Origin of the sequence: Blautia sp. MB18-30, assembly GCF_023669475.1 — a bacterium.
In the GTDB taxonomy this organism is placed as follows: domain Bacteria; phylum Bacillota; class Clostridia; order Lachnospirales; family Lachnospiraceae; genus Blautia_A; species Blautia_A fusiformis.
This window is the reverse complement of sequence record NZ_JAMOYY010000018.1, coordinates 53,897-70,382: the sequence shown is the minus strand read 5'-3', so window position 1 is coordinate 70,382 and position 16,486 is coordinate 53,897. Positions and strand designations below refer to the sequence as shown.

Annotated in this window: 12 protein-coding genes; 5 read left to right on the top strand and 7 right to left on the bottom strand. The window is 46.7% G+C overall.

What is annotated here, in order from left to right; genetic code table 11:
- The first annotated feature begins 80 nt into the window (after positions 1–80).
- Positions 81–2,723 (top strand): ABC transporter permease, encoded by a 2,643-nt coding sequence (locus tag NCY57_RS10110; protein ID WP_173733190.1) that lies wholly within the window; start codon positions 81–83, stop codon positions 2,721–2,723.
- Between the two features lie 51 nt (positions 2,724–2,774).
- On the opposite strand, the gene NCY57_RS10105 is transcribed toward NCY57_RS10110, so the two are convergent.
- From NCY57_RS10105 to NCY57_RS10095, 3 genes are read right to left on the bottom strand one after another with little or no spacing between them, the layout of a single operon-like run.
- Positions 2,775–3,020: a DUF6061 family protein gene (locus tag NCY57_RS10105; protein ID WP_156058195.1), complete on the bottom strand. Its 246-nt coding sequence runs from the start codon at positions 3,018–3,020 to the stop codon at positions 2,775–2,777.
- A gap of 24 nt (positions 3,021–3,044) precedes the next feature.
- Complete coding sequence (gene rlmD / locus NCY57_RS10100; RefSeq protein ID WP_250789638.1) at positions 3,045–4,685, bottom strand: 23S rRNA (uracil(1939)-C(5))-methyltransferase RlmD; 1,641 nt, start codon at positions 4,683–4,685, stop codon at positions 3,045–3,047.
- Positions 4,686–4,688: 3 nt separating this feature from the next.
- The gene (locus NCY57_RS10095) at positions 4,689–5,636 is read right to left on the bottom strand and encodes a 3'-5' exoribonuclease YhaM family protein (RefSeq protein ID WP_015524370.1); all 948 of its coding nucleotides are present in this window, start codon (positions 5,634–5,636) and stop codon (positions 4,689–4,691) included.
- Between the two features lie 307 nt (positions 5,637–5,943).
- On the opposite strand from NCY57_RS10095, the gene NCY57_RS10090 reads away from it, so the two are divergent.
- From NCY57_RS10090 to NCY57_RS10080, 3 genes are read left to right on the top strand one after another with little or no spacing between them, the layout of a single operon-like run.
- The gene (locus NCY57_RS10090; RefSeq protein WP_250789637.1) at positions 5,944–8,325 is read left to right on the top strand and encodes an endonuclease MutS2; all 2,382 of its coding nucleotides are present in this window, start codon (positions 5,944–5,946) and stop codon (positions 8,323–8,325) included.
- A gap of 15 nt (positions 8,326–8,340) precedes the next feature.
- On the top strand, positions 8,341–9,042 hold the full coding sequence (locus NCY57_RS10085; protein ID WP_015524367.1) for a response regulator transcription factor: 702 nt from the start codon (positions 8,341–8,343) through the stop codon (positions 9,040–9,042).
- On the top strand, positions 9,039–10,448 hold the full coding sequence (locus NCY57_RS10080; protein ID WP_250789636.1) for a sensor histidine kinase: 1,410 nt from the start codon (positions 9,039–9,041) through the stop codon (positions 10,446–10,448). The genes NCY57_RS10085 and NCY57_RS10080 overlap by 4 nt, the downstream gene beginning before the upstream one ends.
- 101 nt (positions 10,449–10,549) lie before the next feature.
- On the opposite strand, the gene trmL is transcribed toward NCY57_RS10080, so the two are convergent.
- The 3 genes from trmL to NCY57_RS10065 form a co-directional block, all read right to left on the bottom strand.
- On the bottom strand, positions 10,550–11,050 hold the full coding sequence (gene trmL, locus NCY57_RS10075; RefSeq protein ID WP_015524365.1) for a tRNA (uridine(34)/cytosine(34)/5-carboxymethylaminomethyluridine(34)-2'-O)-methyltransferase TrmL: 501 nt from the start codon (positions 11,048–11,050) through the stop codon (positions 10,550–10,552).
- A gap of 72 nt (positions 11,051–11,122) precedes the next feature.
- Complete coding sequence (locus NCY57_RS10070) at positions 11,123–11,734, bottom strand: AIR synthase-related protein (protein WP_250789635.1); 612 nt, start codon at positions 11,732–11,734, stop codon at positions 11,123–11,125.
- A gap of 104 nt (positions 11,735–11,838) precedes the next feature.
- Positions 11,839–13,524 (bottom strand): B12-binding domain-containing radical SAM protein, encoded by a 1,686-nt coding sequence (locus NCY57_RS10065; RefSeq protein ID WP_173758331.1) that lies wholly within the window; start codon positions 13,522–13,524, stop codon positions 11,839–11,841.
- Positions 13,525–13,900: 376 nt separating this feature from the next.
- On the opposite strand from NCY57_RS10065, the gene NCY57_RS10060 reads away from it, so the two are divergent.
- Positions 13,901–14,581 carry a Crp/Fnr family transcriptional regulator gene (locus NCY57_RS10060; RefSeq protein WP_173758330.1) on the top strand — a complete coding sequence of 227 codons (681 nt, stop codon included), beginning with the start codon at positions 13,901–13,903 and terminating at the stop codon, positions 14,579–14,581.
- Here NCY57_RS10060 and NCY57_RS10055 read toward each other — a convergent pair.
- Positions 14,578–16,401: a DUF6020 family protein gene (locus tag NCY57_RS10055; protein ID WP_173740235.1), complete on the bottom strand. Its 1,824-nt coding sequence runs from the start codon at positions 16,399–16,401 to the stop codon at positions 14,578–14,580. The genes NCY57_RS10060 and NCY57_RS10055 overlap by 4 nt on opposite strands.
- Positions 16,402–16,486 lie beyond the last annotated feature (85 nt).

The window sequence follows — 16,486 nt, the reverse complement described above, 5'->3', positions numbered from 1 at the left end:
AAATTGCGCAGATGGCAGACCGCATTATCCGTATCGAAGATGGTCGGATCGTCTCCCAGAACTAACGGGAGGTGGCTACGATGAATGTCAAAAACAGAAAATGTATTCGAAAGCTCAGCTTAAAATCTCTTTATGCGAACCGTCGCCGCAATCTGATCGCCATTTTTGCCATTGCGCTGACAACGCTACTATTTACGTCCATGTTCACCATTGTCTTGTCGTTGAACGCCAGCTATGAAACCTACCAGTTTCGGCAGGTAGGCGGCTATGCGCATGGCACCTTTAAGGATGTTTCCCCCGAGCAGGCGGAACGCATCGCTGCCCACCCAAAGGTGAAGGCTGCGGGGGCACGGAAGGTAATCGGTATCACTGCGGAGGGGGTCTTTGCCAAAATACCGGCAGAGATCAGCTACATGGATGCCAACTGCACTAAATGGAGCTATGCAACCCCTACTACCGGACGGATGCCCGAAAGCGGCAAAGAGGTAGCCATGGATACGGCAGCGTTGCAGCTGCTTGGCGTAACGCCGGAGCTGGGCGCCGAGGTCACGGTTTCCTATTCCATTACGGACAAGGATCAAACCGCCTTTACTGTAACAGATACCTTTACGCTGGTGGGCTATTGGGACTATGATGAACTAATGCCTGTTCATTACATCAACATCAGCCGTGATTACGCAGATGACATCGAAGCGCAGGCAGTGAAAACAGGTTTACAGCCTTTCCGCACAGATTTGAATGTCATGCTGGCCTCCGGCACAAACATTCAAGGGCAGATGGAGCAGGTGGATACCGATCTTGGTTACACATGGGACAGCTATACCGATCCCAACAGCGTCCGAATCGGCGTCAATTGGGGATATACCTCATCCCAGCTGGAGTCGAAGCTTGATCCGGAACTTGTGATCGCCATAGCAGCTTTTTTGCTACTGGTGATTTTCACGGGGTATCTTATCATCTATAACATTTTCCAGATCTCTGTTGTAGGGGATATCCGGTTTTACGGACTTCTGAAAACCATTGGCACAACGCCCCGGCAGCTCAAACGTATCATTCGCCAGCAGGCACTTCTGCTTTGTCTGATCGGCATTCCGGCAGGGCTGCTGCTGGGCTACGGCATCGGCGCTGTTCTGGTGCCTGTTGTCTTGCACTCCATCCAGTTGGATACAGGCATCACCACCATCAGTACTTCGCCTGTGATCTTCCTTGGGTCCATGCTGTTTGCCTTGTTGACGGTGCTTTTGTCCTGTTCCAAGCCCGGAAAAATGGCAGCCAAGGTCTCTCCGGTGGAGGCTACCAAATATACGGATGTGATGCAGACCAAGAAAAAACGGCGCAGCATCCGGGGAGCGAAGCTCCATCAGATGGCCTTTGCCAATCTGGGACGAAACAAGAAAAAGACGGTGCTGGTGGTGGTGTCTCTGGCACTGTCGGTGACACTGTTCAATGCGCTGTGTGCCTTTGTGGGCGGCTTCAGCATGGAGAAGTATGTATCCTCCATGACCTGCGCCGATTTTATCGTCAGCACGCCCGACTATTTCCGTTACAACCCGGCAGATGAATTCATCACGCCAGAACAGATCGAGGAGATCGCAGCAAACACAAAGGCCAGTCTTTCCGGCACGGGATATGCTGTGCGAAAACCCGCCTACCTGTGGATGACGGAGGATGCTCTGCGGCAGGACTATGCAAGGTACGAAAGCGCCGAGCAGTTGGACAGCCATATGAGCCGTCTGGAGCACCGGGGCAATATGGTGATGGGAGATACCAGAATCGAGGCTCTGGATAACAGTCTGTTTGACAAGCTGCAAGTGTTCGACGGAGATATTTCTCCCATGTTGGAGCCGGACAATAACGCCATTGCCATTGCGGTTTCCTTAGATGACTACGGTAATCTGCGCAATCCTGAATACTACCCCAAGGTGGGAGACACGATCACCGTTACCTATGCGGACGATGTGAAATATATCGACAGCCGCACCGGGGAACTCACCGAAGTTACACCGGAGGAGTACTTTCAGGAAAAACTGTATGGAGCCAGAGATGTAGAGTACACGGTCTGCGCCTTGGTAAATCTTCCGAATTCCATGAGTTATCGTTATAGTGGTTTTGGATATGACGTAGTTTTGTCTGTGGACACCGCACAGAGGGACAGCGGTGGTGCAGCCATTCCGATGCTCTACCTGTTCGACACAGCGGACGAAGTTGACGAGGCCGAAGCAGAGCAATATCTATCGAAGCTCACTGCCGGTGAGTTTTCGCCCTTGATGTATGAAAGCAAGGCCACGGCTCGCTCTGAATTTGCTCAGTTCCGGCAGATGTTCCTTCTGATAGGTGGTATCCTCTGTGCTATCATTGGGCTGGTGGGACTCTTAAATTTCTTCAACGCCATGATGACCGGTATTCTTTCCCGCCGCCGTGAATTTGCTGTGCTTCAGGCTGTAGGAATGACGAACCGGCAGCTCAAAACCATGCTGATCTACGAGGGATTGTTTTACGCAATGTCCTCCGTAGCGGTGGCTTTTATTCTGTCGCTGGCGGTGGGACCTCTTGCGGGAAAAATGCTGGGCAGTATGTTCTGGTTCTTTGAGTATCGATTCACCATTCTGCCTGTCCTGCTGACAATTCCGGTATTTCTTCTGCTGGGGTGGCTGATCCCCTGCATGATGTATGACAACGCAGCAAAATGCAGTGTTGTAGAGCAATTAAGGGATGCTCAATAACTGTTAAGCAAAAAACGGCCCTCTGCCAAGGAAAAGGCAGAGGGCTGAGTTTTAATCTAAGGGTTTACATTCAGTTACAGTTTTTAGATAAATTTCGGGGTTTCCGTTCAATATCAAGTCTGCATATCCAATCGGATCATTGTAGATCAGATAGTCCAATTCTGACCGCTGATACATATTATCGGCAACCTCATTCTCCACGGCGATGGTATCAATGGCAATCATGCTGCCATTTGCAAATTTTAGTTCCACACAAGCATTATCCATGTTGAACTCACAAGAAATCAATCTATCCATAAGCAACCTCCATAATATGGGATATTAAATCATCCCAAAATATTTCATAGCTTCTCGGATTGCTTTCTCTTTTTCCGGCGGACACTGGGGCTGTCTGGAATCTTCGGATTTGGGCAGATTGTAGTTCTTGCCGACCTCAATCCCACATTTTCGTTTAATCTGCGAGATATAAAGGTTGGATACCTTTAACCCGCTATGCTCCAGCACATAGTCCTTGATCTGGGTGTAGGTTGCCCCATCCTGAAATTCGGACATATCCATATCTTCCAAAGAGAACTCAACCCGAATCTTTTTCGAGTCGACCTCACCCTTGGAAAGCAAGACAACCGTCTCAACATGGACTCCCTGCGGAAACATATCAGTAGTAGAAACCCGCACCAGTTCATAATCCTCCGCACACAGCACCTTCAGATCCCTCGCCAGTGTCGCACTGTCACAGCTCACATACACAACCCTCTCCGGCTTCATTTTAAGGATCGTATTCAGAAGTACCTCATCACAGCCCTTCCGTGGCGGGTCTACCACGATAACGTCTGCATAAACGCCATTCTTCTCATACTCTCTCGGCAGCACTTCCTCTGCTTTTCCGACAAAAAACTCTACATTCTCAATGCCATTGAGCTTCGCATTCTCTCTTGCATTGTCAATGGCCTGTGGTACGATCTCCACGCCGCGGACGAATTTTGCTTTCTGGGCCAGGAACAGGGAGATAGTTCCGATTCCGCAGTACAGATCCCAGACAGTTTCATTTCCCGTAAGGCCGGCGTACTCCAGAGCCTTTCCATACAGTTTTTCGGTCTGGATGGGATTGACCTGGAAAAAGGACAGGGGAGAGATCTGATAGGAAATATCTCCGATGCTGTCCGTTATATAGGACTGTCCCCAAAGGAGGCGAAGCTGATCACCCAGGATCACATTGTTCCGTTTTTTATTAACATTGATGGTAATGCTGGTCATTTCCGGAATTTCACAGAGTGATTCCACAAGAGCCTTTTCTGCAGGGATCTTATCTCCGTTTAAGATCAGACAGACCATCATCTCATCTGTATGGAAGCCGTAACGAATCATAATATGACGTACAAGACCTTTTCCCGTGGCCTCATCGTAGGGCTGTACATGATATTTTTCCATGTGTCCGATCACACGGTCCAAAACCTCTTTATTCTGTTTCACTCCCAGAATACATTCTCGGTTATCAATGATGGAGTGGGTTCTTCCTGCATAAAAGCCTGTGATGATCTTTCCGTCTTTATTTTTTCCTACCGGAAACTGTGCCTTGTTTCGATAATGATAGGGGTCTTCCATCCCCATGATCGGTTCCATATCAAGATTCTGAAAACCTCCGATTCTTTCCAGATGTCCACGAACCTTTTTCTCTTTAAATTTCAGCTGCTGCTCGTAGGATAATGCCTGAAGCTGGCATCCTCCGCACTGGCGGGCAATAGAGCAGACAGGTTTCACACGGTATGGAGACGGTGTGATCACCTCCATCAGGCGGCCATAGCCATAGTTCTTTTTTGCCTTGATGATCTTGGCTTTGATCCGGTCTCCGATCACGGCGTCTTTCACAAAAACGGTGAAGCCATCGGCTTTCCCGATACCTTCACCGTCAACTCCGCAATCCTCTATATCTAAAGTGAGTATATCGTTTTTACGGAATTCCATGTATTAAATATCTCCTGTTCTTCTTAAATTGGACTCAAAAAGCCGGTTGAAACCAAGCCATTCTTTTTTGCCTTTGTCTGCGTGAAAAATTTCTGTCAGTGTCTCCATCCTTGCATCTGTATTGTCTGCCAGATTCAGGGCAACTGCCTCTGCAAGTGCCGGTTTCTTGGGAGAACCGTACTCAAGCTCACCATGATGTGCAAGAATACAGTGGATCACCTGATTTTCAAGCTTCTCCGGAAAATCCGGGATCTCTTTTGCAAGATCATGCACCATCTGTGCCCCGATCACAATATGTCCAAGAAGCTGTCCCTCATCTGTATAATCATTCATCGGAAAAGCAGAAAGCTCCTTCGTTTTGCCCACATCATGAAGAAGTGCGGTTGTGATCAGAAGATCTCGGTTCAATAGTGGATATGCATTCGCCATATAATCGCAGAGACGGGTCACTCCAAGAGTGTGCTCCATCAGCCCGCCGATAAAGCCATGATGTACGGTCTTCGCTGCAGAATGTCCCTCAAATATCTTCATAAATTCCTGATCTTCCACAAAGAGCTTCTTCAGAAGCTGGGAAAGATAGGGATTCTTCACACTGTTGATAAGCTCTCGTAGCTGGCTCTGCATATCATCCACACTGTTCTCACTGGTAGGAAGATAATCTGCCGGATCATACTCCCCTTCTCCTGCCTTGCGTGCTCTCTTGATATTCAGCTGCATGGCGCCTGCAAAGCTTGTCACATCTCCCATGATCTCAATGTAATCAAGAGTATCAAACTCATCAATTCCCAGAGAATTGGGATCCCAGATCTTACCATCGATCACACCTGTTTTATCCTGAAGGATCAGATTCTCATAGGGCTTGCCATTCTTCGTTGTAGCTGCCTGTTTCTGTTTGCAGAGATAGATCCCGTTTACTCTGTCTCCCTCATGTAATTCATTTAAAAAACGCATAAAATTCTTGCCTTTCTGTTCTTTTTACTTTCAAAGCAGACATACTCACGAACACATCCGCTTCACACTTTGCATTCATAGCCAGACTTTCTTTATGATCTTTGGCCGCATCCCGGTCCGGGCTTTCTGGCATTTTTGCACAGTTTCCACTTACTTCCGGGCTTTATTCAGTATCATAACACATTTTACTTTCCTTTGCTATGGAAATCATGTAAAATAGGAAACGAAGTGTTTTTTTGCATATCCTGTGTTACGCAGAAAAGCACAGAATCAACAGAAGTAACAAAAAGGAGTAACTATAGCAACAATGAACAAAAAAGCATACAAAGCACTTGAATACTATAAAATCATAGATCTGCTCACAGACAAGGCATCCTCCCCCATGGGAAAAGATCTCTGTCGGAAGCTTACCCCTTCCACAGACATTGAAGAGATCCGGTCCATGCAGCTGCAGACACACGATGCCCTTGCACGCCTGTTCAAAAAAGGCGGCATTTCCTTCGGCAGCGTCAAGGACATCCGCGGCACATTAAAACGTCTTACTGTTGGCAGCGCCCTGAATACACCGGAGCTGCTTTCTGTCTGCAGTCTTCTTGAGAATACCGGTCGTGTAAAGGCCTATTCCAGAAGTGACCGTGATGACGGAATGACCGATTCCCTTGACGGAATGTTTGCGGCACTGGAACCTCTGACACCCCTCAGCACAGAGATCCGCCGCTGTATCCTTTCCGAGGATGAGATCAGTGACGATGCCAGCAGCACGCTTCGTCAGATCCGCCGCAGCATCAAAGCCACCAACGACCGGATACACACCCAGCTTTCTTCTCTGGTTGCAGGAAGTGCCAGGAATTATCTTCAGGATTCCGTTATCACCATGCGCGACGGTCGCTACTGTATCCCGGTAAAGGCTGAATATAAAGGCCAGGTTCCCGGTATGATCCACGACCAGTCCGCCACTGGCTCCACCCTTTTCATTGAGCCCATGGCTGTTGTCAAGCTGAACAACGACATCCGCGAGCTAGAGCTGAAAGAGCAGAAAGAGATCGAAGTGATCCTTGCATCCTTAAGCCAGCAGGTAGCTGCTGAGCTGGAGGCTATTCACGCAGATCTTTCCATCATGGTACAGCTGGACTTTATTTTTGCCCGTGCCGCACTTGCCATGGACATGAACGCCAGTGAACCTGTTTTCAACACAGAGGGCCGGATCCGGCTTCGCCAGGCCCGTCATCCACTGATTGATAAGAAAAAAGCCATTCCTATTGACATCCGTCTCGGGGATGATTTTGACCTCCTGGTTGTCACCGGACCAAACACCGGTGGTAAAACTGTTTCTCTGAAAACCGTAGGTCTTCTTACCATGATGGGACAATCGGGTCTCCATATCCCGGCGCTGGATCGTTCCGAACTTGCACTTTTCCGCGAGGTTTATGCTGATATCGGAGATGAGCAGAGCATTGAACAGTCCTTAAGTACCTTCTCCTCTCATATGACAAACGTGGTTTCCTTCCTGAAATCCGCAGATCAGGATTCCCTGGTCCTCTTCGATGAGCTTGGTGCAGGTACGGACCCTACCGAGGGTGCCGCTCTTGCCATTGCGATCCTGTCACATCTTCACGAGCAGGGTATCCGTACCATGGCAACCACCCATTACAGCGAACTGAAGATCTATGCCCTCTCCACTCCAGGTGTGGAAAATGCCTGCTGTGAATTCGATGTGGAAACCTTACGTCCGACCTATCGCCTTCTGATCGGTGTTCCGGGAAAAAGTAACGCATTTGCCATTTCTTCCAAGCTGGGGCTTCCGGATTTCATCATCGACAAAGCAAAGGAACAGATCAGCGAGCAGGATGAATCTTTCGAAGATGTTCTGACATCCCTGGAGCAGAGCCGTGTCACCATCGAAAACGAGCGTGCTGAAATTGCCCGTTACAAAGAACAGGTAGAAGAGCTGAAAAAATCTCTTCAGGAAAAAGAAGAAAAGCTGGATGAACGTAAAGAGCGGATTCTCAGAGAAGCCAATGAACAGGCACATGCGATTCTCCGCGATACCAAGGAATACGCAGATCAGACCATGAAGCTTTTCCATAAATTCCAGAAGGATCACGTAGATACCGCTTCCGTGGAAAAAGAGCGCCAGAACCTGAAAAAACGTATGTCAAAAGCCGAAAATGGAATGTCTTCCAGACAGCAGAAGCAAAAGCCAAAGAAACAGCTGAAGCCATCCGATCTTTCTCTTGGCGATACCGTAAAGGTGCTCAGCCTGAATCTCAAGGGAACAGTTTCCAGTCATCCGGATTCCAAAGGATATCTCTTTGTGCAGATGGGTATCATACGTTCCAAGGTTCATATCTCCGATCTGGAGCTTGTGGACGAGCCGGTGATCACCACTCCGTCCATGCAGCGTACCGGCGCCGGAAAGATCCGTATGTCCAAGGCAGCCAGCATTTCCACAGAGATCAATCTTCTGGGAAAAACCGTAGATGAGGCAGTTGCAGAGCTGGATAAATATCTGGATGACGCCTATATCGCACACATGAAATCCGTCCGTATCGTTCACGGAAAAGGTACCGGTGCCCTCCGCAAAGGTGTCCACAATTACCTGAAGCGCCAAAAGCACGTAGCTTCCTTCCGTCTCGGCGAATTCGGAGAAGGCGATGCCGGCGTGACCATTGTAGAATTCAAGAAATAAAAAGGAGCTGAAGCCATGGCTACAAAACAGAAAATCCTCATTGTTGACGATGACAACAACATTGCAGAGCTGGTTGCTCTCTATCTCACAAAAGAATGCTTTGAGACTAAGATCGTAAATGACGGCGAGGAAGCCCTGAAGCAGTTCCATATTTTTCACCCGGATCTGATCCTTCTGGATCTCATGCTTCCGGGCATTGACGGATACCAGGTATGCCGTGAGATCCGTCACACCTCCGATGTACCGATCATTATGCTTTCCGCCAAGGGAGAAACCTTTGACAAAGTCCTGGGACTGGAACTTGGAGCGGATGATTACATCATCAAGCCTTTTGACTCCAAAGAGTTGGTGGCACGTGTCCGTGCGGTACTGCGCAGATTTCATGTAAAATCTCCGTCTGCCGCGCCAAAGGAAAAATGTGTTTCCTATCCGGATCTGGTGATCAACCTGACCAACTATTCTGTAACTTATATGGGACACCAGATCGATATGCCGCCAAAGGAGCTGGAGCTTCTCTATTTCCTGGCAGCTTCTCCCAATCAGGTTTTCACAAGAGAACAGCTTCTGGATCACATTTGGGGCTATGAATACATTGGCGATACCAGAACCGTAGACGTTCACATCAAACGTCTACGTGAGAAGATCAAGGATAACCCAAACTGGGCTCTTTCCACAGTCTGGGGAATCGGTTACAAATTTGAGGTAAAGGATTCATGAAACAGCATCTTTATACTAAACTGCTGATCCTGTACTTTATGCTGGGCGGAATCTGCTTTCTGCTGCTTTCCTCCGGTGGCTCCTACCTGGTAGAAAAAAGGCTGGAGCGCTCTACCGGAGAGTCCCTTTACCGCACTGCCAGCCAGCTGGTTTCCAAAAATGAACTTCGTCAGGCTGTAAAAAGCCCCAAAAACAAATCCCTCACCCTGGCTCTTTCCTCTGCAGCAGCCTTTCAAAATGCAGATTTCTGGGTTATGGATACAGATGGGAACGTTCTGATAAACACAAACCAGCAGTCCTCTGATTCCGGTGATATCACCGTCAGGAACTTCCGACCGGAAGATTACGAAGATACCTGCTATTCCTCCGGTACGTTTTACGGGACATTAAAAACCACACAGCTAAGCACAGTCGTTCCCATAAAAGATACGGATCTGGTGACTGGTTATCTGGTGATCCACTACCCTATGAAAAACCTCTACGAAAGCCGCAGCAATATCGTAGAGGTTATGGTCCTGATCTTTATTGTGATCTATGCACTGTTTTTTAGTTTTCTTCTGATCTATTTTTACAGGGTCCACAAACCTCTGAAAGAAATCTTAAAGGGTGCCCTGGAATTTGCCAACGGAAATCTTACCTACACGATCCCCGTAGATTCTGAAGATGAGATGGGATATCTTTCCCACTCCCTGAATTACATGGCAGACAAGCTGAACAAAAACGGAGAGTATCAACGACAATTCATTTCCAATGTGTCCCATGATTTCCGCTCGCCTCTGACCTCCATCAAAGGCTATGTGGAAGCCATGCTGGACGGTACCATCCCACCGGAAATGCAGGAACGTTATCTGAAAGTCATTGCTTTTGAATCCACCCGTCTGGAGAAGCTTACCCGAAGTCTCCTTACCTTAAACGAACTGGATGTCAAAAAGCGTATGATGCATATGCGGCGTTTTGATATCAATGAAACGATCCGTACCACAGCCGCCACCTTTGAGGGAACCTGTTCGGAACGAAACATCCGTCTGGAGCTCCTCCTTGCGGGAAAAGAGCTTTTTGTCCGTGCAGATATGGAACAGATCCAGCAGGTACTGTACAATTTATTGGACAATGCGGTAAAATTCAGCAGCGACAATTCTTCTATCACACTGGAAACCACAGTCAATCATGGCAAGGTTTTTGTCTCAGTCAAAGACCATGGAAGCGGAATTCCAAAGGAAAGTCTTTCCAGGATCTGGGACCGTTTCTATAAGATTGATGCCTCCCGTGGAAAAGACCGCAAGGGTACCGGGCTTGGCCTTGCCATTGTAAAAGAGATCATCAACGCTCATAAGCAGAATATCAATGTGATCAGCACCGTAGGTGTTGGAACAGAATTTATCTTTACACTGGAAAAAGCAAAATAAAACATCAAAAAACCTCTGATCCGGAAGGCTGTAAAAGAAATATCTCTCAATATCTCCTACAGTACTTCCAAATCAGAGGTTTTTATTTACTCTTTGCAGGCTTATTTCCAATCGTAATTTCTCAGATGGCCTTCCAGATTCATATGCGTAAAATTATGCTGTCGCAGCGCCTCATAAAGCACAATGGCAACTGAATTGCTTAAATTCAGGGAACGGATATCTCCGATCATCGGGATCCGCACGCAGGTTTCCTGATTGTTTACCAGGATATCCTCCGGGATTCCCGCACTCTCCTTGCCAAACATAATGAAACAGTCATCCTCATACTGCACATCTGTATAAGTCTGAGGTGCCTTGGTGGTTGCGTAATAAATCTTTGCTCCCGGATTCTTTTTGAGAAAATCCTCATAATCCAAATATCTGGTCACATCCAGATGTTCCCAATAATCCATACCTGCACGCTTGATGGCCTTTTCATTCAGGCGAAAACCAAGCGGTTCGATCAGATGCAGCCTGGTTCCTGTTGCCACACAGGTTCTTCCGATATTTCCTGTATTTGCCGGAATTTCCGGCTCATGGAGCACAATATTCAAAACTCCCATTTATTTTTTTCCTCTTTTCTACATAGCATTAAATATACAAAATATGCATTCGCAATCCGCTTCGCTGCTTGCTCATGAGATCAAAAAGCCAAGCTTTTTGGTCTCATCTTCTGCCGGGCGTTCCAGATATCTGGCATTTCCGCCGCTGTAAAGAAGCCTGTTATTTCCGGAATCGGTCTGCCCGATCACTGCTGCCATGATCCCCTCTCGCCGCAACTGCTGCACAAACGCATCACCGCCATGGATTCCCATAAGAATACTTCCGCCGGAAAGCAGCTTGTACGGATTCACATCAAGGATCTCACAGATCTCTATGGTTTCCTGTCGGATGGGCACACTTCGAAGATCTGCACTAAGACCTACTCCGGATGCCTCCGCCATTTTCCAGAGGGCAGCAAGAAAGCCGCCTTCTCCCATCCGATATCGGGCACTGGCTCCGGATTCTTCCGCCATTTTCCAAATTTTATCATTCTCTGTTCCTGTTCCGTAAACCTCAGGAAGCTTTACAGCATCCTCGAGAAACCGTTCTGCAAAAAAATCCCGCAGCCTGTCATGATAATTCTTTGTGATCCATGCAGTTCCTTCTGCTGCCACAGGGCCTGCCACGATCAGCTCGTCTCCCGGCATAAGCCGTCCGTCTATCTCTGCCTGAAGCGCCTCCAGTGCTTTTTTTCCAAGTTTCATAACTGCCGCCTTAATAAAGGATAAGCGAAAGCACAGTCGGAACTACCATTGCCAGTACCAGAATAACTGCGATGATCGCTGTGATCACTTTTCTTTTTTTCGGATCAAACATTCCCATAATTATTATTCACCTCATCTGTAATATCCGTTAATTGCGCATTGTTGGTCAAAGGATCCCTGTCTGTATAATCAAAAAGAAGCTTCTTTCCGTCCCGGAACACCTCGATATGGGCGGTTTTCGGGATTTTTTTCGCTTTCCGGTAATCCCAGATCAGCCGCTCATACGGCTTCTGGTCTGAAGCAAAGGATGGCCTGCTCTTTAAATTCTCTCGAAGATAAAGATCCAGGAGCATTACATCGGAAAGTGCTTCCGACGGGATCTCTTTCTGTTCTCCGGCAAACTCCATAAGGATCTCATAGCGCCTCATCCTGGAATGAGAGATCTCCGAGTATCCTTTTTTCTCATAAAATCTGCCAAGTGCCTCATACATCCGGAAAGGATCGTCAAAATACTTCTCCAGAAATACAAGGGTATTTTTGAACTGCCCACTATTATAATACACTTCCACCATACTTTCCACCATTTTCAGCCTTAAAATCTCCCCGTAGGTCATCCAGGCTGTGGAAAGTACCTCATAGGGTTCCCGATCCTTGTAAAGAATCTGATATTCCCCTGTCATTTCCATCATGTGTGAACCCTTCAGCACCTTCAGAAAACCAAGCTGAAACTGTTCTGGACGCAGTGCGTAAACATCGCAGAAGGACTTGTGGAAGCTGTCGTATCCCTCATAGGGAAGTCCTGCGATCAGATCCAGATGCTGGTGGATATTTCCAAAGCTGTGGATCTGCTCTACAATCCCTTTCAGCTTTTCAAAATCCATGGTTCTCCGAATGGCTTTGATGGTCTGAGGATTGGTGGACTGTACACCAATCTCCAGCTGGATCAGGCCCGGACGCATGGTTTTCATCAGCGCCAGCTCCTCCGCACGGAGAAGATCTGCTGAAATCTCAAAATGAAAATTGGTGATCCCGTTATCATTCTCCGTAATATACCTCCAGATCTCCATGGCATGGTCATGCTTGCAGTTGAAGGTACGATCCACAAATTTGACCTGAGGAACTTTATTATCAATAAAAAACTGCAATTCCTTTTTTACAAGCTCAATATCACGGAACCGAAGCTTCTTATCTATAGAAGAAAGGCAGTAGCTGCAGGAAAAGGGGCATCCCCTGCTGCTCTCATAATAAATAATGCGGTTTTTAAACTCTGTAAGATTGCTGTATGCAAACGGAACTTTACTTAAATCCATCAATTCCCGCCAGCCCGTGTGTACAATATCCCTGCCTTTGTTTTCATCACGAAAAGCCACTCCACGGATCCCGCTCAAAGTTTCCGGTTTTCTTTCTATATAATAACCTGCCAGTTCATGGAAGGTTTCCTCTCCTTCTCCCACCATCACTCCAAAAAACGCAGGATTCTTTTTCAGAAATTCCACCGCATCGTAGGATACCTCCGGGCCTCCTGCCCAAAACTCCACCTGTGGAAGGATTTTCTTAAGATCCGGCACCAGCTCCCTGACAAAAGAAATATTCCAGATATAGCAGGAAAAGCAGACCACATCCGGCTGCTCCAGATAAATATCTTTTAAAATGTCATCCCTGATCTGATTGATCGTATACTCTTTGACCACAACCCTGGAGCTGTATTCTCCGGAACAGGATTTCAGGTTATATACCGCAAGATTGGAATGGATATATTTTGCATTGCATGCTGCAAGTAAGATTTTCAAATTTTATATTCTCCTAACTTCTGTCGGATAATTTCTTTCCCCGGCAGTTTTCATTATTTCTCTGTTGATCCTTTTCGCTTTATGATTATAACGTTCCCGCCACCGGATGTAAATAGAAAAACAGGGGTTACTGTTCACTGGTAATATTCCGCGAGGTGTTTTTTGTGAGCGAAGGTCACAGAAAACCCGAGACATACCGCGCGAATTTATGCGATCAGCATAAATTCTGTGCATCGCGAAGCGTGTTGCTGAGAACGGAGTGAACAGTAACAAACAGGGATTTCCCTCCTGCCGCAAAAATGCCGTTTTTGTTGTATTTCCATCCAAACAGCGTTAAAATGAGTACTATATATTTTTATAAAGGAGTAATCTTTTTATGGATCGAAACAGCTGTCTGAATTATTTTCAGGCGTTTCCCTTCTGGGAACATATGACGGAAGAAGATCGGAATTTTCTTCTTGATAACATTCGCGAGCTTCATTACCCGGCAGGTGCTGCCGTACAGTCTGAAGAGCGCCAGTGCCTGGGAACTCTTTTTCTTCTGAAGGGAGTTCTCCGTGTTTATCTACTGTCTGCTCAGGGAAAAGAGGCTACCCTGTACCGTTTAAGGGACAGTGACATCTGCACTCTTTCCGCCTCCTGCATGCTTTCTGCCATTACATTTGATGTACAGATCGATGCAGAAACAGACTGTGATCTGCTTCTGCTTCCGGCAGTTCCTTTTTCCCGGCTGATGAAAAACAATATCTATCTGGAAAATTTCATCTACAAACGGACAACTGAACATTTCTCAGATGTGATCGCAGGAATCGAACGGACATTTTTTATGACCCTGACTCAGAGAATCGCAGCCTTTCTTCTGGATGAAGCTGCAGATACCGGTTCCGATGAGCTCGCTCTCACACAGGAAGCCATCGCCCGCTCCATCGGAAGTGCCAGAGAAGCTGTCAGCCGCAGCCTTAAAAAAATGAATAAAGACGGCTCTATCCAGATCTCACGGGGATCGATCCGCATTCTGGATAAAAGACGTCTTTATGAAATGATGAATACTTTTTAATTTGAAGATGTTTTAGGTGCCGGCTGCAGGATCCACCAGAACAGCATCGGCATAATAGTCATTACCGGCCACATATAACGGATCATCCCATTTACAGGAGACACAAGGCATATCAGTATATTCAGCACCGGTATGGCAAAGATCAGGAGTTTTTTCCATTGCTTCTTCACCAGAAGATACCCCATCAGCAACAGAGTAAGCCAGGTATACGTTCCTGCACTTAAGATAAGTCCCAGCCCAGGTGCACGCATCCATAATTCATCATAAAGCCTGAATAGATACTGGATCTTTTTTGGGCCCACATAGCTGACATCGATCCCGGATTTTTTCTGATACAGTTTATCTATGTAAAACCGGTACACGCCCTGCTGTCCTCTTCCCATATGGAACGGATCATTATAACTGTAGATATTATTCAATGTCGCCTGGATATATACTCCCGGATGACGACGGAACATGGCAAACCAGGCTTTAAAATAATCTTTCATGTATCCATCCAATTTAGGATCATTATCATCATCTCTGAACCTAAATGTAATTTTCACAGGATCCGACAGTTCCGGATTATACTTCTCGGCAAGAACATCATAATCCAGGATCCTGTTGATCGCTTTCTTCTCACTTGCGGTTACATCATCCGGATATTCTCTCAGATATCGGGCAGTCTGCTGAAACGGTACCGAAAGCATTTCACATCGGGATCCAGGTGCCACGCCAAGGGCAGGTGCTACCCCCTTTTCTACGCCCAGATAACAGGCAAAAACACAGACAGCCACAATAAATGCATATTTCCTCGCGCCCTTTACCAGGAAGAAAAACAAAAGGATCAAAGAAGGCAGGACTAGATGAATGCCATTATTTCGGGTAAGACAAACACTGATTCCCAGAAGAAATAAATATACTGCCTTTCTCTTGGAAAAGGAATGACAAATATCTATATACACTGCAAAATACAAAGTAATGACTGCCGTATATAATCCATCTTTGATCACTGCCTGCGCATAGCTTCCAAATATGGGAACAAATGCAAACAGCAGAACAGTACCAAAAAGTATCCATTTTGGAGCCTTCCATCTGTACAGATAGCGGACTACCGCACTGTAACACCAGATTTCCACAGAAGTAAACACAATGATGATCAGAAACACTCCAAAATTATAACACCAGATAGTTTTTCCAAGTGTCAGCAGTCCACCCATGATCATCGTCAGGACCCATGGATGATGATTGTCCAGCGGCATAGCTCCCAAAAATACATCCAGCTGCCGAAATCCATCTGCCGGGATCGAACCTGGGAGAAATGCCAGGATAAACGGTGTCCATCCAATGATCATAGATATCTTTGCCAGGCGGAACCACATTACTTCTTCCTCTCTGGCCGGGATACGCCCGCAGGCCTTTCGGAAAAACTCCATCTCAGGAATCCTCCAGAAATAAGTGATTCCCATATCACAGATAATATAAAATCCTATAAAGCATCCGGCTGAGATCAGGATCTGTTTCTTTGCGCCAAACAGAAAATCCCAGTTTCCATTTGTAAAATAAGAAGTTCCAAGAAGCATTCCCGCCGAAAAGATCACTGCCAAAACATGTGCCTGCCAGTTTCTGTATTTCCGGTAGCCCTCCCATCCTTTCACGTATAAAATAAGAAGCAGGATCCATGCAAGCAAGCTCGTGCATCCCAATCCATTATAAACATCGCTCATTTTTTCTACAGAAGTATTTCCATCCATTGGAAGGCCCGTAAAAGAAAAGGCCAGCGCTGTGATCATTGCCGCGATCACAGGCACTGCATTCTTTTTTATTATTTTCTCATCCATATTTTTATTAACCCTTGTCTAAAATTTTCAGTAAACCAACAATGCTCCGGAAACCGTTTCGGTTCCCAGAGCTGTATCTGTTTTT

Bases quoted from the DNA above. Each gene is read 5' to 3' on its own strand.
- NCY57_RS10110 (WP_173733190.1), top strand. From the start codon at position 81: ATGAATGTCAAAAACAGAAAATGTATTCGAAAGCTCAGCTTAAAATCT.
- NCY57_RS10105 (WP_156058195.1), bottom strand. From the start codon at position 3,020: ATGGATAGATTGATTTCTTGTGAGTTCAACATGGATAATGCTTGTGTG.
- rlmD (WP_250789638.1), bottom strand. From the start codon at position 4,685: ATGGAATTCCGTAAAAACGATATACTCACTTTAGATATAGAGGATTGC.
- NCY57_RS10095 (WP_015524370.1), bottom strand. From the start codon at position 5,636: ATGCGTTTTTTAAATGAATTACATGAGGGAGACAGAGTAAACGGGATC.
- NCY57_RS10090 (WP_250789637.1), top strand. From the start codon at position 5,944: ATGAACAAAAAAGCATACAAAGCACTTGAATACTATAAAATCATAGAT.
- NCY57_RS10085 (WP_015524367.1), top strand. From the start codon at position 8,341: ATGGCTACAAAACAGAAAATCCTCATTGTTGACGATGACAACAACATT.
- NCY57_RS10080 (WP_250789636.1), top strand. From the start codon at position 9,039: ATGAAACAGCATCTTTATACTAAACTGCTGATCCTGTACTTTATGCTG.
- trmL (WP_015524365.1), bottom strand. From the start codon at position 11,050: ATGGGAGTTTTGAATATTGTGCTCCATGAGCCGGAAATTCCGGCAAAT.
- NCY57_RS10070 (WP_250789635.1), bottom strand. From the start codon at position 11,734: ATGAAACTTGGAAAAAAAGCACTGGAGGCGCTTCAGGCAGAGATAGAC.
- NCY57_RS10060 (WP_173758330.1), top strand. From the start codon at position 13,901: ATGGATCGAAACAGCTGTCTGAATTATTTTCAGGCGTTTCCCTTCTGG.
- NCY57_RS10055 (WP_173740235.1), bottom strand. From the start codon at position 16,401: ATGGATGAGAAAATAATAAAAAAGAATGCAGTGCCTGTGATCGCGGCA.